General features: G+C 66.1%; 17 protein-coding genes. All 17 read left to right on the plus strand.

Features of this window, described 5'->3' with window-relative positions:
- The first annotated feature begins 25 nt into the window (after positions 1-25).
- The 17 genes from ACI7YT_RS02000 (at position 26) to ACI7YT_RS02080 (ending at position 20727) form a co-directional block, all read left to right on the plus strand.
- Positions 26-976: a carbohydrate ABC transporter permease gene (locus ACI7YT_RS02000; RefSeq protein ID WP_406248673.1), complete on the plus strand. Its 951-nt coding sequence runs from the start codon at positions 26-28 to the stop codon at positions 974-976.
- Entirely contained in the window at positions 973-1860 is an 888-nt protein-coding gene (locus tag ACI7YT_RS02005) for a carbohydrate ABC transporter permease (RefSeq protein ID WP_406248675.1), read from the plus strand. The genes ACI7YT_RS02000 and ACI7YT_RS02005 overlap by 4 nt, the downstream gene beginning before the upstream one ends.
- 4 nt (positions 1861-1864) lie before the next feature.
- Complete coding sequence (locus ACI7YT_RS02010; RefSeq protein ID WP_406248677.1) at positions 1865-3121, plus strand: family 1 glycosylhydrolase; 1257 nt, start codon at positions 1865-1867, stop codon at positions 3119-3121.
- Positions 3122-3300: 179 nt separating this feature from the next.
- Positions 3301-4623, plus strand: a complete 1323-nt coding sequence (locus ACI7YT_RS02015; RefSeq protein WP_406248679.1) for an ABC transporter substrate-binding protein — start codon at positions 3301-3303, stop codon at positions 4621-4623.
- 100 nt (positions 4624-4723) lie between these two features.
- On the plus strand, positions 4724-5626 hold the full coding sequence (locus ACI7YT_RS02020; RefSeq protein ID WP_406248681.1) for a carbohydrate ABC transporter permease: 903 nt from the start codon (positions 4724-4726) through the stop codon (positions 5624-5626).
- Between the two features lie 37 nt (positions 5627-5663).
- Positions 5664-6596: a carbohydrate ABC transporter permease gene (locus tag ACI7YT_RS02025; RefSeq protein ID WP_406248682.1), complete on the plus strand. Its 933-nt coding sequence runs from the start codon at positions 5664-5666 to the stop codon at positions 6594-6596.
- A 1-nt stretch (position 6597) separates the two neighbouring features.
- On the plus strand, positions 6598-7887 hold the full coding sequence (locus ACI7YT_RS02030) for an arabinan endo-1,5-alpha-L-arabinosidase (RefSeq protein ID WP_406248684.1): 1290 nt from the start codon (positions 6598-6600) through the stop codon (positions 7885-7887).
- Positions 7884-8555 carry a YesL family protein gene (locus ACI7YT_RS02035; protein ID WP_406248686.1) on the plus strand — a complete coding sequence of 224 codons (672 nt, stop codon included), beginning with the start codon at positions 7884-7886 and terminating at the stop codon, positions 8553-8555. Before ACI7YT_RS02030 ends, ACI7YT_RS02035 begins: the two co-directional genes overlap by 4 nt.
- 79 nt (positions 8556-8634) lie before the next feature.
- Entirely contained in the window at positions 8635-10134 is a 1500-nt protein-coding gene (locus tag ACI7YT_RS02040) for an alpha-N-arabinofuranosidase (RefSeq protein WP_406248688.1), read from the plus strand.
- The gene (locus ACI7YT_RS02045) at positions 10131-11126 is read left to right on the plus strand and encodes an arabinan endo-1,5-alpha-L-arabinosidase (protein WP_406248690.1); all 996 of its coding nucleotides are present in this window, start codon (positions 10131-10133) and stop codon (positions 11124-11126) included. Before ACI7YT_RS02040 ends, ACI7YT_RS02045 begins: the two co-directional genes overlap by 4 nt.
- A gap of 116 nt (positions 11127-11242) precedes the next feature.
- On the plus strand, positions 11243-12184 hold the full coding sequence (locus ACI7YT_RS02050) for an ABC transporter permease (protein WP_406248692.1): 942 nt from the start codon (positions 11243-11245) through the stop codon (positions 12182-12184).
- Positions 12171-13181 carry a carbohydrate ABC transporter permease gene (locus ACI7YT_RS02055; RefSeq protein ID WP_406248694.1) on the plus strand — a complete coding sequence of 337 codons (1011 nt, stop codon included), beginning with the start codon at positions 12171-12173 and terminating at the stop codon, positions 13179-13181. The genes ACI7YT_RS02050 and ACI7YT_RS02055 overlap by 14 nt, the downstream gene beginning before the upstream one ends.
- A 76-nt stretch (positions 13182-13257) precedes the next feature.
- The gene (locus tag ACI7YT_RS02060; RefSeq protein WP_406248696.1) at positions 13258-14817 is read left to right on the plus strand and encodes an extracellular solute-binding protein; all 1560 of its coding nucleotides are present in this window, start codon (positions 13258-13260) and stop codon (positions 14815-14817) included.
- A gap of 69 nt (positions 14818-14886) precedes the next feature.
- Positions 14887-15528: a YesL family protein gene (locus ACI7YT_RS02065; protein WP_406248698.1), complete on the plus strand. Its 642-nt coding sequence runs from the start codon at positions 14887-14889 to the stop codon at positions 15526-15528.
- Positions 15525-17918, plus strand: a complete 2394-nt coding sequence (locus ACI7YT_RS02070) for a glycoside hydrolase family 2 TIM barrel-domain containing protein (protein WP_406248699.1) — start codon at positions 15525-15527, stop codon at positions 17916-17918. Before ACI7YT_RS02065 ends, ACI7YT_RS02070 begins: the two co-directional genes overlap by 4 nt.
- A complete protein-coding gene (locus ACI7YT_RS02075; protein WP_406248701.1) occupies positions 17915-19153 on the plus strand; it encodes an ROK family protein in 1239 nt (412 codons plus the stop codon). Before ACI7YT_RS02070 ends, ACI7YT_RS02075 begins: the two co-directional genes overlap by 4 nt.
- Positions 19154-19383: 230 nt before the next feature.
- A complete protein-coding gene (locus ACI7YT_RS02080) occupies positions 19384-20727 on the plus strand; it encodes an ABC transporter substrate-binding protein (protein ID WP_406248703.1) in 1344 nt (447 codons plus the stop codon).
- Positions 20728-20758: the final 31 nt, after the last annotated feature.

Raw genomic sequence — 20758 nt, forward strand, 5'->3', positions numbered from 1 at the left:
CCACGCCGACAGGAGTGCACCTCTCATGAGCACCTTTACCTCCACCCGGCGGTATCGACCGCCCACGCCCCTCGGCGGGCGTCGCCCCGAACTGCGCCGAGCTGACGCACGACGTGCGGTCAAGGCATACGTCTTCCTCGCGCCGGCGCTGCTCGTCCTCATCGGCTTCGTCCTGCTGCCCGCAGTGCAGGCATTGATCACGTCGTTCACCGATGCATCAGGTTTCGGCGACCCGGCCTGGATCGGTCTCGACAACTACATCGAGGCACTGGGCTCCGGTCCGGTGCTGCGAGCTCTGCTCAACACGTTCCTCTACGCCGTCATGTACGCACCGGGCGTGATCCTCGCGGGTCTGGGCGCTGCCCTGCTGCTCAACCGTGATGACATTCCGTTTCGCGGATTCTTCCGCACTGCGATCTTCCTGCCGTTCGTGATCTCGATGGCGGTGGCATCGATCGCGTGGAGCTTCCTGCTGGATCCGAATCTCGGGCTGGTCACCTACTGGGTGAGCCTGGTGGGCATCGACCTCGATGACGTGTTCGGCAACGCGGCCACAGCGCTCCCTGCCGTCACGGCGATCGCGGTATGGAAGAACTTCGGCTACTTCATGGTCATCTTCCTCGCCGGCCTGCAGAGCGTGCCCCGGCACCTCTACGAAGCGGCCCGTCTCGACGGCGCAGGGCGCTGGCGGACCTTCCGAGCGGTGACGCTCCCCGGCCTGCGCAGCACCATGACCTTCGTCATCATCCTCGCGATCATCGGAGCTTTTCAGGCGTTCGATCAGATCTACATCATGACCCAGGGTGGCCCCGATCACGCCACCGAGACGCTCGTCTATCGCATCTACACCGACGGTTTCCGCGACTTCAAACTCGGATTCGCCTCGGCGCTGTCGTACCTGCTGCTGATCATCACGCTCGTTCTCGGTCTGATTCAACTTCGGATCAATGCGCGCCACGAGGAGGAACTCGAATGACCGCCACCGCAGCCGTCGTGACCTCTGACCGCCGCCGCGTCCGACGCTCCAGCACGCGAACGCCATCGGCCGAACGCGTTCTCGTGATCCTCGGTCTCCTGGCGCTGCTGATCATCACGGCGTTCCCCGTCGTGGTGATCGCGATCGCCGCGTTCTCGCCGCAGAGCGAGGTGAACCAATGGCCTCCGCGACTGATCCCGTCCCACGTGACCCTCGACAATTTCACAGGGCTCATCGAGCGACTGCCGGTGTTCCAGCAGTCGTGGAACTCGTTCGTCTTCGCCGGCGCTGTGACGCTGTGCTCGCTGGCGCTGAACACGCTCGCCGCGTACGCACTCGCACGGATGGACTTCCGCGGGCGCGGAGCTCTGCTGGCTGTGCTGATCGCCACGATGATGGTGCCGTTCCAGGCGCTGCTGCTGCCGATCTATCAGATCGCCTCCTCGCTGGGCTGGGTGAACACGTTCGTCGGGCTGGTGGTTCCGCGCGCGGCGGATGTGGCCGGGATCTTCCTGCTGCGCCAGTTCATGATCACGCTGCCGCGGGATCTCGACTCCGCGGCGCGGATCGACGGTGCAGGGGAGTTCCGCATCTTCTGGTCGGTCATCCTGCCGAACACGAAACCCGCACTGCTGACGATGGCCCTGTTCACGTTCGTCGGCAATTGGAACGACCTGCTCTGGCCGCTCATCATGACGAGCGATTCGGAGGTGCGCCCGCTGACCGCAGGACTCGCGCTCGTGACCGGCTCTGCCACGGCGACTGCGCCGTACGGCGTGATGATGGCCGGCGCACTGATCGCTGTACTTCCCCTGGTGATCCTGTACCTCCTGGTGCAGCGTCGTTTCGTCGAGGGGGTCGCCATGACTGGATTGAAGGGATGACATGATGAGCTGGCTCACTGACGGGAGGCTCCATTTCGGCCTCGGAATCGAAGACACGTTCATTCCGCAGTCCGGACCGGGGGAGCGCGCGCTGGACGAGTACGAATTGACGGAGCACTACGAGCAGTGGCACGGCGACCTCCGCCTCGCCGCCGATGTCGGCGCGGAGTTCGTGCGATGGGGCATCCCCTGGCATCGCGTCAATCCGAGCCGCGGCGTATGGGACTGGGGATGGGTCGATGCCGTGATGGCGCGATTCGCCGAGCTCGGAGTGCGCCCGATCGTCGATCTGCTGCACTACGGGACGCCGCTGTGGATCGAGCGGGAGTTCGCGCATCCGGACTTTCCGTCGTACTTCGAGGAGTTCGCAGCGCGCGCAGCCGAGAGGTACGCCGACATCGCGACGGACTACACGCCGGTGAACGAGCCCATGCTCCACGCTCGGTTCTCCGGCGAGATCGGCTACTGGCCGCCGAAGCTCACCGGCGAGAGCGGCTACAACACGATCGCCGTCGCGCTCGCCGAAGGCTTCGTCCGGTCGCAGCGAGCGATCGCCGACATCCTGGGCGATCGAGCGACGTTCGTCCACGTCGACGCGACCGCACGCTTCGCCGGGGACGTCGATGGCGGTCATCGTGAGCTCGTGGAGCTTCAGCGTGCGCAATCGTTCCTCGTGGAGGATCTGATCACGGGCCGCGTCGCCCATGATCATCCGCTCGCCAGGAGTCTGGCGCGCACCGGCATCTCCGACGAGCGTCTGACCTGGTTCCGCGAGCACGCGGTGCAGCCGGACATCATGGGGGTCAACTACTATCCGCGGCACTCCACCCAGTTGATGGAGGAGGGCATCACGCACGCCGGCGGCTTCGTGGATCCGTGGCCCGTGCACGACGACGGTGTCGCCGGGCTCGCCGAGCTGCTGCGCACCTACGCCGATCGCTACGGTGCGCCGGTCATGCTCACCGAGACGTGCGTGACGGATACGCCGGAGGTGCGTGTCGCCTGGCTCGATGAGTCCGTGGCCTGCGTCCGGAATCTGCGTGCCGAGGGAGTCGATATCGTGGGATACACGTGGTGGCCGCTGTTCGACATGTACGAATGGACGTATCGGCACGCATCGACTCCGCGAGAGGACTCGTTGCTCACGATGGGGCTGTACGACCTCGTCGAGTCGTCGGAAGGGCTCGCCCGACGACGCAATCCGGTCGCGGACCGGTTCGCGCTCCAGGCGGGAGACGCCGAGGCGAACGCCGCCCGCTGAGGAGGTGCTCGGGGCGTCGATAACGATTCGGGCGCGCGATTGACAATCGTTCACGGTCGGTTCAGAATGTCTTCTACAACGTTTACTACAACGTTGTAGATCGATTGGGAATCGCACCGCGCTCACCAGCGGGAGCGCGCGAGGCGACATCGAAGTCAGCCCCGAGAGGACACAGCACAATGAAGTCACGAATTCTGGCCGGAGTCGGCATCGCCGCCCTCGCGGCCGCCGCACTGACCGGCTGCGCCGGTGGCAGCGGCGACAGCGGCGCCAGCAACGAGATCACCTTCATGTTCCGCGGCAACGACGCGGAGAAGGAGGCCTACACGGCTGCCATCAAGCAGTTCGAGAAGGACCACGACGCCAAGGTCAAGATCATCATGACCACGGCGGACGACTACTCCACCAAGCTCAAGGCCGCGATCACGGGCAAGCAGATCCCCGACGTCTTCTACATCGACCCCGGCAGCGTCCAGGCCTACGTCAAGTCCGGCATCGTCAAGGACATCACCGAGGCCGTCGAGGCCGATGTCGACCTCGACAACCTCTGGCAGTACGGCGTCGACAGCTACCGCTTCGACGGCGAGCTCATGGGCCAGGGCGCGATCTACGCGATGCCCAAGGACATCGGCCCGTTCTCGTTCGGCTACAACAAGACCATGTTCGAGGCTGCCGGCGTCCCGCTGCCCGACAAGGACAAGCCCTACACGCTGGACGAGTTCGTCGACGTCGCCAAGAAGCTGACGCTCGACACCAACGGCGACGGCACGCTCGACCAGTGGGGCACCGGACTGAACGTCCAGTGGAACCTGCAGCCCTTCGTGTGGTCGAACGGCGGCGACTGGCTGAACGAGGACCGCACCGAGGTCACCGTCGCAGAGCCCGAGTTCGTCGAGGCGCTGCAGTGGTTCGCCGACCTCTCCCTCGTCGACGGCGTCACCCCGTCGACCTCCGACGCTCAGACGCTGGACACCTACCAGCGCTGGATGCAGGGACAGATCGGCTTCTTCCCGGTCGGACCGTGGGACGTGCCCACCTACGAGACGCTCGACTTCGAGTGGGACCTGATCCCCTACCCGGTCGGCTCCACGGGTGAGCCCGCCAGCTGGATCGGCACGCTCGGCATCGCCGTCTCCGAGACGACGAAGAACGCCGACCTCGCCACCGAGCTCGCGATCTACCTCTCCACCGACCCGACCGCGCAGCAGTCGCTGGTGGACGCCGGTGTGCAGATCCCGAACCTCATCGACATGGCCGACGAGTGGGTGGCATCCAGCACGCTGCCCCCGGCCAACAAGCAGGAGTTCCTCGACGTCGCGCAGGACTACGGTCGCGCGCTGCCGGCGAACACGACGTACAGCGCCGAGTGGTACGACGAGCTGTTCAAGAACATCCAGCCCGTGCTCGACGGCGACCAGACCGCGCAGGAGTACCTCGAAGAGGTGCAGCCGCGCATGCAGGAGCTGCTCGACAAGGCGAACGCGGACGCCGGAATCGGCTGAGCGGGTCGCGCCTGATCCCAGGCGGCCTTCGAACATCCCGGGGCCGGCATCAGTCGGCCCCGGGAACCAACCCGCCCGCTTCTGAACCATCGAGGTGACCATGTCTACGACGACTGTTCGTCGATCCCGGCTGCACCGCCGTGAGCACCTGGCGGCCGTCGCATTCATCGCGGCCCCCGTGCTCGGCTTCCTGATCTTCATCGCCTACCCGCTGATCTTCGCGGTCTACGCTTCGTTCACGAAGTGGAACGGCCTGAGCGAACCGGTCTTCAATGGTCTCGACAACTACGTCGAGATGTTCAATGACCGGTACTTCTGGCAGGCGATGGGCAACACCATCTTCATGATGATCGGCATCCCGATCGGTCTGCTCCTGTCGCTGCTGCTGGCGCTGGCGCTGAACCGCAAGATGCGCGGCACCACGTTCTTCCGCACCGTCTACTACGTGCCGGTCATCTCGTCGCTCGCTGCCGTCGCGATCCTGTGGCAGTGGGCGTACAACGGCGACTTCGGCCTCGTCAACCAGGTCCTCGCGATCTTCGGAATCGACGGACCCAACTGGCTTCAGGATGCCGCGACCGCCAAGCCCGCCATCATCATCATGTCCGTGTGGAAGGGCCTCGGCTTCTCGATGCTCCTCTACCTGGCGGCCCTCCAGTCCGTCCCGCGCCACCTCTACGAGGCCGCCGCGATCGACGGCGCAGGCACGTTCGCGCAGTTCCGGCACATCACGGTCCCGATGCTGAAGCCGGTGACGTTCTTCCTCGTCGTCACGAGCATCATCGGCGGCGCGCAGATCTTCATCGAGATCAACATCATGACCCCCACCGGTGGACCCGAATTCTCCACCGCATCCATCGTCTGGTACATCTGGCAGAAGGCGTTCAACTACCTCCAGATGGGCTACGCGACATCCATGTCCGTCGTGCTCGGCATCCTGGTCTTCATCGTCACGGCGATCCAGTTCCAGATGAACCGTCGCTCCCAGTTCTCGATCGAGTGAGGCAGCCATGACTCAGACAGCTCCAGCTCCTGGAACCATGACCACCGTCCTGCCCGAGGCCGTACGCCGACGGCGTCTGCCACGCAACCCGATCGGCAAGGGCACCGGCAACTCCGCGCAGGCGGTCGGAAGCCGCACGCGCTCCTACCGCATGATGAACGTGATCGTCACGATCGTCCTCTCCATCGGCGGCATCCTGATGGTCGCGCCGCTGCTGTGGACCTTCAGCACGTCGTTGAAGACCCGCGAGGCCGTGTTCGCCCTTCCGCCGCAGTGGATCCCCGACCCGGTGCAGTGGGAGAACTACGTCCGCGTGTGGACCGCTGGTCCGCTCGCGAGCGGCATCATGAACAGCGTGATCGTGTCGGTCAGCGTCACGGTGGTCGGTGCGGTGACGTCCTCGCTCGCGGCCTTCGCGTTCGCGAAGATGCGTCTGCCGTTCAAGAACATCGTGTTCCTCGCGATGCTCTCCGCGATCATGATCCCGTTCCCGACGATCATGATCCCGCAGTTCAAGATGTTCGGCGATGCCGGCCTCGTCGACACGCTGTGGCCGCTGATCCTCCCCGGCATCTTCGGCAACATCGTGATGATCTTCTTCCTGAAGCAGTACCTCAACTCGATCCCCGACTCGATCATCGAGGCGGCCAAGCTCGACGGCGCCGGGTATCTGCGCATCTTCTTCACGCTGATCTTCCCCGTGATCCGTCCGGCGATCGCCGCGCAGTTCATCCTGTGGTTCATGGCGGTCTGGAACGACTACCTCGCTCCGATCATCTACCTGAACTCGCCAGAGAAGCAGACCCTGCAGCTGGTGATCGCGACCTTCAACGCGACCTACGCGAGCCAGACCGACTACCCGCTGATCATGGCGGCGTCGTTCATCGCGCTCATCCCGGTGCTCGTCGTGTTCCTGATCTTCCAGCGTCAGATCATCGAGTCGGTCGCGCTGAGCGGATCGAAGGGCTGACATGAGCACGCTCACCAGCGATCCGACCACGTGGGGCGCGCGCAACGCGCACGACCCCACGGTGGTCCGCGGCGACGACGGCCTCTGGTACATGTTCTCCACGGACGCCGCAGCCGATGTCAGCGGCATGCCGGTGGGTGCCCACGTGCGCACCTCGCCCGACCTGGTGACGTGGTCCTTCCACGGCACCGCGCTCGGCGAGGTGCCGGCACCGGCCAAGAAGTGGAGCGGCGCCGAAGGTCTGTGGGCGCCCGAGGTGGTCCGCTGGCCGGCGGCCGACGGGTCGGTGCGGTGGCACATGTACTACTCGGCATCCACCTTCGGATCCCGGACCTCGGCGATCGGCCTGGCGACGGCCGAGTCCCTCGCGGGGCCCTGGACCGATCAGGGCATCGTGGTCGCGACGCAGCACGATCGCGACGGCCACAATGCGATCGACGCGGCGGTGACGTTCGATCGCGACGGCCGGGCGTGGATGATCTACGGATCGTTCTTCGGCGGCATCCACATCGTCGAGCTGTCGCTCGAGACCGGCATGCGCGTGCGCGACGAGATGGGTGCGCTCATCGCCCGCCGCCCGTCGAACGTGGACACCGCGATCGAGGGCGCGTACGTGGTGTACCGCCCCGAGGAGGACCGCTTCGTCCTGTTCGTGTCGTACGACTCGCTCGTGAACACGTACAGCGTTCGCGTCGGCGTGGCGGACGAGATCACCGGTCCGTATCGGGATGCCGCGGGCAACGACCTCACCGACCCGACCCCCGAGCAGGCGGCCGTCGTCGGCACGAAGGTGCTCGGAGGCCACCGGTTCCCCGGCGGCACAGGCTTCATCGCGCCGGGCCACAACTCGATCTTCCACGACGGCGCCGCGACCTTCATGGTCCATCACGTGCGGCTCGCGGATGCCCCCACTCGGCACGAGGCCCAGATCCGACGGGTGCACTGGACACGCAGCGGCTGGCCGCTGGTCTCCCCGTTCCCGTACGCGGGTTCGGATGCCGAGACACTGGATGCCGCGGCATCCGTGTCCGGCCGGTGCAACGCCGTGCGCTTCGCGCCGGAGGAAGCCGGACTCATCGACGCCGAGACCGTGCAGGTGTCGGCGGATCTGACGAGCGCCGGCGAGGCGGTCGCCGGTGAGCTCGAGCTCACCTCGGCATCCGGAACCACGACTCTGGACGGCGTCGTGTTCGGCGCCTGGGATCCGGTGGCCGAGCGCGCGGTGCTGGCGTTCGCCGGCATCGACGAGTCCGGCGTCGTCTGGACCGGATCGCCGCAGGTGGCGTCGTGACCGCGCGCGCCTCACGGACCACCATGATCGAGAACGGTGCCGACGACGTGGCCCTCGGTTGGACCGGAAGGGTCATGCAGTGGCTCCGGGTCATCACGACGCTGGTCCTGGTGAACGTCCTGTTCCTGCTCGGTACCCTCGCCGGGCTCGTGATCCTCGGCACCATGCCGGCCGCGGTCGCGGCGGCGTCGGTGCTCGGGCGCAACGACGTGCTTCTCGGCACTGCCGAGCACGGGGCGCTCCGCACGTTCTGGGCGACCTACCGCGCCGAGTTCTGGCGCGCGAACAGGGCGGGCATCCCGTTCTGGATCGTCGGCGTCCTGCTCGCAGCCGACTTCATGGTGCTGCCGCAGCTCGCCGGCCCGATCTCGGCGGCTCTGCTCGTCTTCACCGGCGCGCTGCTGCTCGCGGCCGTCGTGACGTTCGCCACCACGATCGCCCTGCTGTCGCGCTACGACGACGGTGCCGCCGCTGTGCTGCGCTACGCCCTGGTGCTGCCGCCGACATCGCTCGCGATGAGCGCCGGCGTGCTCGTGGCCGTCGTCGCGTGGGCGCTGACCGTCTCGGTCCTGCCCGTGCTCCTGCCCCTGGTGGGCGCAGCCATCCCGCTCGCGATCGTTGCGCGTCTCATCGACGCGCGACTGGATCGCATCGAGGATGCGGACTGAGCAGCCCCGGTTCCCCCTGACCCCATTACCCGCACGCCGTGCTGCCCGCAGCGCGGCCTGTCCCAGATAAGGAAGAAACGTGACTCAGGCACGCATTTCCGTCGACCGCGCCGCGGTCGTCGCACCGCTCAACCGGCGGATCTTCGGCTCGTTCGTCGAGCACCTCGGCCGCTGCGTCTACGACGGCATCTACGAGCCGGGCCACCCGACCGCCAACGAGGACGGCTTCCGCCTGGATGTCGTCGATCTCGTGCGCGAACTCGGCTCCTCGACCATCCGCTACCCCGGCGGCAACTTCGTCTCCGGCTTCCGCTGGGAGGACTCGGTCGGACCGCGCGACCAGCGTCCGGTGCGCCGTGACCTCGCGTGGCACTCGATCGAGACCAATCAGGTCGGCGTCGACGAGTTCTCGCGCTGGCTGAAGCTCACCGGCTCCGAGCTGATGATGGCCGTCAACCTCGGCACCCGCGGCATCGAAGCAGCCCTCGACCTGCTCGAGTACTGCAACCACCCGTCGGGCACGGCGCTCAGCGATCAGCGCATCGCCAACGGCACCGTCGAGCCGCACGACATCAAGATGTGGTGCCTCGGCAACGAGATGGACGGCCCGTGGCAGACCGGCTATATGACGGCCGAGGACTACGGCAAGATCGCGGCCCGCACCGCCCAGGCGATGAAGACCGCCGACCGTTCGCTCGAGCTCGTCGTGTGCGGCTCGTCGAGCTCGTCGATGCCGACCTTCGGCGACTGGGAGCGCACCGTGCTCGAGCACGCGTACGACCACGTCGACTACATCTCCTGCCACGCCTACTACCAGGAGCGCGGCGGCGACCTCGGCTCGTACCTCGCCTCGTCGCTCGACATGCAGTACTTCATCGAGACCGTCGTCGCGACGGCCGATCACGTCGGCAACAAGCTGAAGTCGAAGAAGAAGATCAAGCTCTCCTTCGATGAGTGGAACATCTGGTACCTCGACGAGCACCAGGCATCCGACGAGGTCAACGACGAGTGGCGCATCGCGCCGCGCCAGCTCGAGGACGTCTACTCCGTGGCGGATGCCGTGGTCCTCGGAAACCTGATGATCACGCTCCTGAAGAACCACGACCGGGTCGCCTCGGCATCCCTGGCACAACTCGTCAACGTGATCGCTCCGATCATGACGGAGCCGGGTGGTGCGGCCTGGCGCCAGACGACGTTCTTCCCGTTCTCGGTGACGTCGCGTCTGGCGAAGGGCGAGATCCTCAAGCCCCGCATCGACGCCGGCACCTACGAGACGAAGGTGTACGGCGAGGCTCCGCTGGTCGACTCGGTCGTCACGACCGACGGCACGGATTCGGCGGTGTTCCTCGTGAACCGCAGCCAGACCGAGGCGATCACCGTCACGGTCGACGTCGCCGAGCTGGGGGCCTCGACCATCGCCGAGGCCGTCACCGTCTGGGACGACGACGTGTACGCGAAGAACACGCTCGCCGACCAGAACCGTGTCGGGCTCAAGCATCTCGAAGGCGCGGAGCTCGCGGGCGGTGTGCTGACGGTCACGCTGCCTCCCGTCTCCTGGTCGGCGATCGCCCTCTCGTGAGCTCTCCCGCGCTGCGCCTGACCGGCGCTGCGGCCGTGGTCATCACCGCGGCCGCAGCGCTGGTCGGGTGCGCGCCGGCCGCGGCCGTCGCTCCCGAGCTGTCGGGTGATCTGTTCGTCCACGATCCGGCGTACGTCGCCACCGACGACGGATACTTCGTGTATTCGACCGGCAACGGGCAGATCGCGGACGGCAACATCCAGGTCCGCACCTCCGACGACGGTGCGGATTGGGAGTACGCCGGCGAGGTCTGGGACACCAAGCCGGCCTGGCTGTCGGATGCCGTCCCCGGCGTCGACAACCTCTGGGCGCCCGAGCTCTTCGAGCACGACGGCACCTGGTATCTCTACTACTCGGCCTCGACCTTCGGCAGCAGCACCTCGGTGATCGCGCTGGCGACGAACACGACGCTCGACCCGGAGGACCCGGACTACGAGTGGGTGGATCGGGGCGAGGTGATCGCGTCGGCGGGCACGGACTACAACGCGATCGATCCCGGCATCGTCGAGGACGAGGACGGCGAGCCGTGGATGGCGTTCGGGTCGTTCTCGAGCGGGTTGAAGATCGTTCCGCTGGAGTGGCCGAGCGGGTTGCGCGCCGACGAATCGGAGCCGGTGACGATCGCTGACCGAGGCCTCGCCGAGAACGCGATCGAGGCGCCGTACATCGTCCCGCGCGACGGTGCGTTCTACCTGTTCGCCTCGCGCGGCTTCTGCTGCCGCGGTGCCGACAGCACGTACGAGGTCATCGTCGGCCGCTCGGATGCCGTGACGGGACCGTATTTGGATGCCGATGGGGGAGCGCTCCTCGACGACGGCGGCACGCCCGTGCTGACCTCCGAGGGCGATCGCATCGGCCCCGGCGGTCAGTCGGTGTGGGATGACATGCTCGCGTTCCACTTCTACGACGGCGCTTCCGGCGGCATCCCGACCCTCGGTCTGCTCCCGATCACGTGGCGCGACGGCTGGCCCGAGGTCCCGTCGAAGAAATAGTCCTTGGCCGGACGCGGCCTCTCTGCTAGCTTTGCCGGTAGTTAAATCAGGGGTTAGGTTTATCCCTGTTCATCCGTGACGTCAGTGTTGACGCCACGACCGCAGAGAGGCGGAGGATGGCACTGACGCAGGCACCACGACGGCGCAGATCCGTGTGGGCGCAGATCAAGACCAGCAGGATGCTGATCTTCATGTGCGTCCCGGCGATCGCGTTCTTCCTGGTCTTCAACTACGCACCGCTCCCGGGGATCTGGATCGCCTTCACGGACTTCAACTACCGAGACGGCATCTTCGGCAGCCCGTTCGTCGGGCTGAAGAACTTCGAGTTCCTGATCAAGTCAGGGATGCTGTGGGAGCTCACCCGCAACACGATCCTGTACAACATCGCGTTCATCGTGTTCGGGAACATCCTGCAGATCGCGATCGCGATCATGTTCAACGAGGTCCGGCTGAAGTTCTTCAAGAAGATCACACAGGGCATCATGTTCCTGCCGTACTTCATCTCGGTCGTGCTGATCGGCGTGATCGCCTTCAACATCCTGAACTACGACACCGGCGCCCTGAACACGCTGATCGAGCAGACCGGCGGCGACCCGATCAAGATCTACAGCATGGCCGGCATCTGGCCGCTCATCATCATCGTGGTCCACCTGTGGCAGAGCACCGGATACGGATCGATCGTGTACTTCGCGGCGATCATGGGCATCGACAAGGGGCTGTTCGAGGCGGCGGAGATCGACGGGGCATCCGCGTGGCAGCGCATCCGCTACGTCATCCTGCCGAGCCTGAAGCCGACGTTCATCATCCTGTTCCTGTTCTCACTCGGCGGGATCATGAGCGGTAACTTCGGCCTGTTCTGGAACCTCGTCGGCAACAACGCCGCTCTCTTCGAGACCACCGACATCATCGAGACCTCCGTGTACCGGATGGTCATGTCGCAGAACAACTTCACGACCTCCACCGCCGTGGGGCTGTACCAATCCCTCTTCGGCTTCGCCATCGTCATGACGGCGAACTGGATCGTGCGAAGGATGAACAAGGACTATGCCCTCTTCTGATGTCACCATGACGGCACCGGCCGCCGACTTCTCCGACACAGGCGCGACCAGGACACTGCTGCTTCCCAAGAAGGGCAAGAGCCTGTTCGACCGGTCGCCCAAGCCGCGCGCGATCAAGCTGTCGGCGAGCGATCGCTGGCTGCGCGGGATCTCGTACGTGTGGATCACCCTGTTCGCGCTGTTCTGCCTGCTGCCGTTCGTGCTGATCGTGTCGGCGTCGTTCTCCAGCGAATCGGCCATCCGTGCGGACGGGTTCGGATTGTGGCCGAAGGAGTTCACCTTCGCGGCCTACGAACTGATCTTCCAGTCCCCTCGGCAGATCCTCGGCGCCTACGCCGTCACGGTGTCGATGACCGTGTTCGGCACCGCGATTGGCCTGTTCGTCATCGCGATGACGGGGTATGCGCTGTACCGGCAGGACTTCCCGTTCCGCAATCACATCTCGTTCTTCATCTACTTCACGACGCTGTTCTCCGCGGGTCTCGCGCCGACGTTCCTCTGGGTGGGACGGGATCTCGGACTCCGAGGCACCTATCTCGCCGTCTTCCTGCAGCTGCTGATGACGCCGTGGCTCATCATCCTCATGAAGAACTTCATGAAGACCGTGCCGTACGAGATCGTCGAGTCGGGCAAGATCGACGGCGCCGGAGACTTCCGGATCTTCGCGAAGCTCACACTGCCGATGATGAAGCCGGCGCTCGCGACCATCGGACTGTTCCTTGCGCTGGCCTACTGGAACGAGTGGTATCTGTCGTCGCTGTATCTCGGCAGCACCGTCGAGTTCAAACCGCTGCAGTACTACCTGTACAACGTCATCAACACGGCCAGCGCGCTGCGCAACTCGGTGGCCGGCGCGAACGTGAGCATCGCGGATCTGCCCAGCAACACCCTGAAGATGGCGAGCGCTGTCGTGGCCACCGGGCCGATCCTCCTGTTCTATCCGTTCGTCCAGAAGTACTTCGTCACAGGCATCACGGTCGGCGCAGTCAAGGGCTGACCCGCCCGCGCTGACGTTCCCCGGCCCACTCGGCCATCCTCTGCACCACCCTCACACCGAGCCGAAGGAGTCTCACATGAAAAGAAGAAGGATCCTCACGTCCGCAGCGGCCGTCGCCGCGGTCGGCCTGAGCACCGCGATGCTGGCGAGCTGCACACCAGCCGGCGGCGACGAAGGCGGCGAGACCGCCGAGATCACGATGCTGGTCCTGGGCAACAAGCCCACCAACGGGCGTCTCGAAGCCATGCTCGAGGAGCTCAACCCGAAGCTGGAGGAGAAGGTCGGCGCGACCCTCGACTTCTTCTACGTCGAGTGGGCCGACTGGCAGACCCAGTACAACGTTCAGTTGCTGTCCGGCGACGACAACATCGACCTGATCACCACCGCCACCGACTGGCTGTACGCGTGGGAGAACGCCGAGAAGGGCGCCTTCCTGCCGCTCACCGAGGACATGCTCAAGGAGAACGCCCCGAAGACATGGGAGCAGGTGGATGCCGAGGGCAACTGGGATCTCACGAAGCTGAACGACGAGATCATGTTCATCCCGGAGGACAACTACACCCAGTACACCAATCACGGCTTCTTCTACCGCGGTGACTGGGCCACCGAGGCCGGATTCGAGAACGGCGAGATCACGAAGTTCGAGGACTTCACGACGTACTTCCAGTGGGTGAAGGACAACAAGCCGGACGCGTACCCGTGGGACGTCGTCGGCGCGAACGAGGCGGCGCTGACCGGATACTGGCAGGGCCACACCGACCTCGTCACCCTTCAGGGCGTGAGTTCGGGCATCTACATGCCGTTCCAGCTCTCGGCATCCGACCCCACCACCGTCACATCGGTCTACATGGAGGGCGACGAGCTGCTCGAAGCGGCCGAACTGGCGCGCGAGTGGAACGAGATCGGGGTCTGGCGCGAGGACGCGCTGAACTACGACGGCGACACCCGTGAGGAGTTCTACGCAGGACTCAGCGGTGCCGACCAGCACCACACCCAGACGTACATCGGGGCGATCGTCGACAACATGACGAAGAAGCAGCCCGGCTCTGACCCCAAGATGTTCTACTGGGGCCAGGAGAACGACAACGTCTACAAGGACATCCTCACGCACGGTGCGATGGCGGTCAGCGCGAACTCCAGCAACCCCGAGAAGGCGCTGCAGGTGTACGACGCGCTGCGCAACGACGAGGAGCTCTACAAGCTGCTCAACTTCGGCATCGAGGGCACCGACTACGTCATGACCGACGACGGCATGCTCGGCTTCCCCGAGGGATACGACCCGTCGACGGACTCGCTCGGATCGAACTTCTGGGCCGGCCGCATGGACGAGTTCGAACCGCAGCGGGTCACCGAGGCGCCGAACAAGGACGAGATCTACGCCTCCCTCGACGAGGTCGCGAAGGAGTACCCGTACTCCACGCTGATCATCGACAAGAGCATGATCGATCCGACGCTCGCCGCCATGGGCGCCGTGCTGTCGGAGTACATCCCGCAGCTGCAGTACGGCAAGTTCGACGACCCTGCCGCCGCCATCGAGGAGATGCGGCAGAAACTGACCGACGCCGGCTACGAGGATGCCCGCGACTCGCTCCAGGCGGACATCGACGCCTGGGCCGAGGAGCAGGACTTCGGCTGACCTGCGCAGCCGGGTGGGCCCCAGTGGCCCACCCGGCTCCGCCCACTTCCACGACGAGGGGATCGATCAATGCCAGGCATCTTCGCCGCCGACTCGGCGCTCATGCGCACGCTCACGCGCATCGCGGACGTCATGATTCTCAACATCCTGTTCATCGCGACGTCGTTGCCGATCGTGACGATCGGGGCATCGCTCACGGCGCTGAACGCCACAGCCCTGCGCATCGTGTCGGGCAACGACCACTCCATCACCCGCGACTACTTCACCGCGTTCCGGCGCGACTTCCGCCAGTCGACCGTGATCGCGCTGCTGCTCGCCGCGATCGGCGGGGCCTTCGCCGCCTGGTACTTCGTCGTGACGCAGCTCGTGACCGACGCCGTGCTGCAGTTCGTGCTGCTCGCGGCCTGGTACGTGCTCCTGTTCGTGGCGGCGACGTCCATCCTCTTCGTCTTCCCCTACCTCGCCACCTTCGACGACACGACGCGCGATGTGCTCCGCAACGCCCGGCTGATCGGGCTGCGTCATCCGCTCGCGGCACTCGCGGTGCTCGCCATCACCGTGCTGGCGATCGTGGTGACCGTGTTCTCCCCGCAGGTCACGGGCTACGGCCTGTTCTGGCTTCTCATCGGCTTCGGAGGTCTTGCCGTGGTTCACGCCGTCGTGTTCACCAGGGTGTTCGCCCGCTACACCGCCGCAGCGGTCGCCGCGTGAGCGGGGCACGGGCGCACCGCGTGGAGCGATGGCGCTTCGCGCTCGCGGATCACCGCGAAGCATGGACCAAGGCGTTCGACGACACGACCTGGCGCGAGGTCGTCGTCCCGCACGACTGGAGCGTCGAGCAGGATTTCGCGCCGGAGCACTCCAGTGGCACCGGCTATCTGCCTGGCGGCGTCGGCTGGTACCGCGCCCACGTACCGCTGAGCGCGCTCGACCTCTCCGAGGACGCGCACCTCCGGCTGTCCTTCGGCGCCGTGTACAAGAACGCCGACGTCTGGGTCAACGGCTATCACTTCGGGGGTCGCCCGAACGGTCATGTGCCGTTCTCGTTCGATCTCACCGAGATCCTCTCCTACGCGCCGGATGACGACCTCGTCATCAGCGTGCGGGTGGATCGCACGGAGATCTCGGATTCGCGCTGGTACAACGGCTCTGGCATCACCCGTGCCGTCGTGCTGGAGGTGCACGGTCCGATCAGGGTCGCACCGCAGAGCACCGCCTTCACCGTCGCGGACGTCACCGTCGAGTCAGCGCTCATCCGCATCGCGCAGACCGTGGTGAACGACCTCGAGCAGACGGCGACCGCCTGCGTCCGGCACGAGCTGCGTTCGCTCTCGTCCGGTGACGAGCACGTGTTCGAGAAGGATCTGGAGGTGTCGGCCGGAGCGTCGGTCGATCTCGTCGTCGACGGCCGCGTGCCGCACCCCGAGCTCTGGTCGGATGCCGAGCCGTCGCTGTACCGGCTCACGACGATCGTGAGCTGGCGGACCGCCGACGGGCGGGGTCGGAGCGAGAGCACCGAGATCGTCGGCATCCGCTCGATCGTCTTCACGGCGGACCGAGGGCTCCTCGTCAACGGCGAGCCGCGCACGCTCCGAGGAGTCTGCCTGCACGAGGACGCCGGATGCCTCGGCGTCGCAGTGCCGGCTCAGGTCTGGCTTCGGAGGCTGCTCGCTCTCAAGGACATGGGCTGCAACGCGATCCGGATGGCGCACAACCCGCACGATCCGGCCCTCTACGCGCTGTGCGACGCGCTCGGCTTCTACGTCATCGACGAGGCGTTCGACGAGTGGGAGAGCCCGAAGAACAAGTGGTGGCAGGGGCACAACGTGTACCCGCCCAAGCACGAGGGATACGCCACGCACTTCCCGCTCTGGCACGAACGCGACCTGCGCGACATGATCAGCGCGCACCGCAATCATCCGTCGATCATCGCCTGGAGCATCGGCAACGAGGTCGACTACCCGAACGACCCCTACGCCAGCCCGCTCTTCCAGGAGATGACCGGCAACAACGATGCGAACAAGCCGGCTCAGGAGCGCCTCTACGACCCGAGCCGTCCGGATATCCGCCGACTCACGACGATCGGCCGCCGGCTCGGCGAGATCGTCCGCGACGCCGACCCGAGTCGTCCGGTCACGCTTGCGGCGGCCTTCCCCGAGCTCTCCGCACGGACCGGCCTGCTCGACGACCTCGACGTCGTCGGCTACAACTACAAGGAGCAGCTCTACGCCGAGGGTCACGAGCGCTTCCCCGACAAGCCGTTCCTCGGCAGCGAGAACTGGCACGGGTACGCCGAATGGCGTGCGGTCACCGACGACGTGCGCATCGCCGGTCAGTTCCTCTGGACCGGGATCGACTACCTCGGCGAGGCGCACGGCTGGCCGGTCCACGGCTCAGGGGCCGGTCTGCTGACTCTCGCCGGCTTCCCGAAGCACGAGTGGCACCTGCGCCGCAGCTGGTGGTCGGACGAGCCGACAGCCCGTCTCGTCGTTCGCGCGCACGAACCGGATGCCGGTCGGAAGGTGTTCTGGCGGCATCCGGTCTCCCGGCGGTGGGCGGCCGGGGACGGCGTGATCGAGGTGGTCGCCTTCGTCGGCGGAGGCGACCCGAAGCTGATCGTCGACGACGTGCACGTGCCGCTCGAGTTCGACGGCGACGGCGGCTACTGGAGGGCGGTGGCCCCGGCATCCGCTGCGGAGCTGAGCCTGGAGGTGTCCGCCGCCGGGCGCGTGGTCGCGCGGGACGAGTTGCGCCCCGCCGGCTCACCCGCGCGGCTGGATGCTGTCCTCTGGCGGGCACCGGAGGAGGCGGTCCGGCGCTGCCGCGCCGCCGGCATCGACATCGACGACGTCGCGCAGATCGAGTGCGCGCTGCTCGACAGCGACGGCTCCATCGGCTCGACGGAGGCGACGATCGCGGTCGAGGTGCGCGGCGGCGCGCTGCTCGGTCTCGAGAACGGCGATCTCGCCGACGTCACGGCCTACCGGAGCCTGGAGCGCCGCACGCGCGATGGGCGGCTGATCGCCTACGTGCGCCAGGGGGAGCAGGCCAGCATTCGCATCAGCGGGACCGGCATCGAGGCTGTTACGGTTCAGCTATGAGGGGTGCGATGCCGCGGCGGACGTCGAGAGACATCCGCAGCGATTCGATGGTGGATGTCCTGCACGCCGTGCTGTCGACGGGGGAGACGACCCGGAACGAGATCGCGCACAAGACCGGGTTGAGTGCGGCGACCGTGGTCACGATCGCCGGTGAGCTCATCGACCGCGGGATCATCGTCGAGACGAAGACCACGGCCGGCCAGGTCGGGCGGCCGACAGCCGTGCTCGCGATCAACGCCGAGCGTGGCCGCGTGGTCGGACTCGACGTCGCCGAGACCTACGTGCGCGGCGTGATGTTCGACGCGTCGCTGAATCCGCTGACGCAGATCGAGCGCGCGCACGACGAACATCTGCTGGATCCGGATTCCATCGTCGAAGCCATCGGGCTGGTGCTGGACGATCTGCTCGTACAGGCAGGCGTCGCGCGCGAGGGGATCCTCGGCGTCGGCATCTCGCTTCCCGGGCTCATCCAGGAGCCCACCGGCATCGCCGTGGTCGTCCCGAACTGGGAGTGGCGCAGCGTCGAACTGGAGCATCTGCGCGAGCGGGTCGGCCTTCCGCTCGTGATCGACAACCCCCTCAAGGCCATGGTCGCCGCCGAACTCTGGCTCGGCCGAGGGCGGTCGGCGTCGAGCATGACGACCGTCAACCTGGGCACCGGCGTGGGTGCCGGGATCGTGCTGGAGGGCCGGGTGCTGCGCGGCTCGACGAACTCCGCCGGCGAGTGGGGGCACTCGCTGCTGCAGCTGGACGGACGACTGTGCCGCTGCGGGCGTCGGGGCTGCGTCGAGGCGTACATCGGTGTGCCAGGCATCCAGCAGACGCTGCGCGAGCTCGCCCCCGAGCATCCGCTCGCCGATGTCGACATGCAGCGGGACTTCATCATGGCGCTGGCCGCCGCGGTGGCCGAGCCGGAACAGGATGCCGCGGCCCGCGAGACCGTGGCCCGCACCGCCTACTACCTCGGTTCGGCGCTCGCCGACCTCGTCGCGATCGTGAATCCCGAGGTCATCACGCTGACCGGGTGGACGACGTGGGCACTGGGAGACCTGCTGCTGCCGCCGGCCGCGCAGCGGATGCGCGAGCAGTCGCCGGGACGGGCCGGCACGGCGCTCGCCCTCGAGGTGTCCACCGTGCGCGGCAACCCGGTCGCCTCGGGCATCGCGATGATCGCCCTGGAGCGCTCGCTCGTGGATGCCGGGTTGCTCACCTCGCGCATTCCCGTCGCCCTCTGACGCGACTCAGTCGTTGACGCGATTCGCGCCGGTCGGCGCCGCCCTCCGCGATCAATGAATGAGGCATGGCGACACGACGCTGGGTGGGCACGGCAAACGTCGGTCGTGTCGATTCTGGCCGATATCCAATCGTAATGCAACTAGTTTCACATTTTGCTTGGAAAGCGTTCGCCGCGTGAGTTACAGTCCCCTTGACGGAGCCGCTACGGCCCATGATCAAGGGAGATGCAATGACACACGCAATGATGCGTCCGACGAATCGTCGGGTCGCATTGGTCGCCGTCTCGGCAGCCGTATCGGTGCTCGCGCTCGCCGGCTGCTCCAGTGCAGGCGACGCCGGTGCTGCCGGAGACAAGACCACGATCCGATTCCTCTACGCCACGGGCGACGACACGTGGAACAGCACGGTCGACGCCCTCGTCGCCGACTTCAACGAGCAGAGCGACTCGACGGTCGTCGAACTCGACCCGCTGCCGGCCGGCAGCGACTACGCGACCGCGCTCAAGACCGTAGACGCCACGGGGAAGTGGCCGGCGATCGTCGACATGCGAGACACCCTGACGTACGTCAACGCCGGCAAGCTCGCGCCGATCCCGACCGAGGTCACTGATCTGCTGCAGCCGGAGGCGTTCGCCGCCGCTGCCGACGGAAACGTCTACACGCTGCCCTACAGCGCCCTCAACGGCGAGATCGGTATCAACGTCGTCTACAACAAGGACTACTTCGAAGAGCATGACCTCGAGGTACCCACGACCTACGACGAGTTCATCTCGCTCATGGAGGACATCAAGGCGAACGGCGACGTTCCGCTCGCCACGGCCGCTGCCGAGGTCTGGCCGGCGGACCAGTTGTGGAAGCCGCTTGCCGCGCCGACCTTCGCCGAGTACGGCGACCAGGGCGGGTTCTGGAACGTCGCCGCTGATGGCGGCGCGGGAGTCGAAGACCTCCGCGAGCCGCTCGAGCAGCTGCAGTACATCACCGACAACTTCCTGCTGCAGGGCTGGCAGTCCACGGCGGATGCCCAGACCACGACGCTCCTCGTCAACGATCAAGCCGTGATGGCGACGTCCTCTGCCGGACTCGGCCGACTGATGGACATCAGCAAGGTGGACCCGGACTTCAACGCCGGCATGTTCATCATCCCGGCGCAGGACGGCAAGATCTACGTGCTCAAGAACAGCCCGATCGGCGACACCGCAGGCGGTCTCGCGATCTCCTCGCAGGCGGCGGAGGACGAGGACGTGATGGCGTCGTCGGTGGAGTTCCTGACCTACTTCTACTCCGTGGATGCCGCGAACCTCATGCAGGAGAACGGCTGGCTGTCGCCGAACATCGTCAAGTCGGATGAGGTCACGCAGAACGACTCGATCCCGGGCGCCGCTGACTACTTCGCGCTGCTGGAGAACCCGAACCTCGTCTGGTACGAGAACGAGCCCGAACTCAGCACGATGAGTGCCTTCAACACCTTCTTCCGCCAGTCGCGCATCGAGATGCAGGACAAGCAGACGACGATCGACCAGATGATCGAGAAGTCGCAGGCAGAGCTCGACGCACAGGTCGCAGCAGCCGGCTGAGTCTGTCGCCATAGGGGTCCGAGCGACGATG

Source organism: Microbacterium sp. M, assembly GCF_045181065.1.
Lineage (GTDB): Bacteria > Actinomycetota > Actinomycetes > Actinomycetales > Microbacteriaceae > Microbacterium.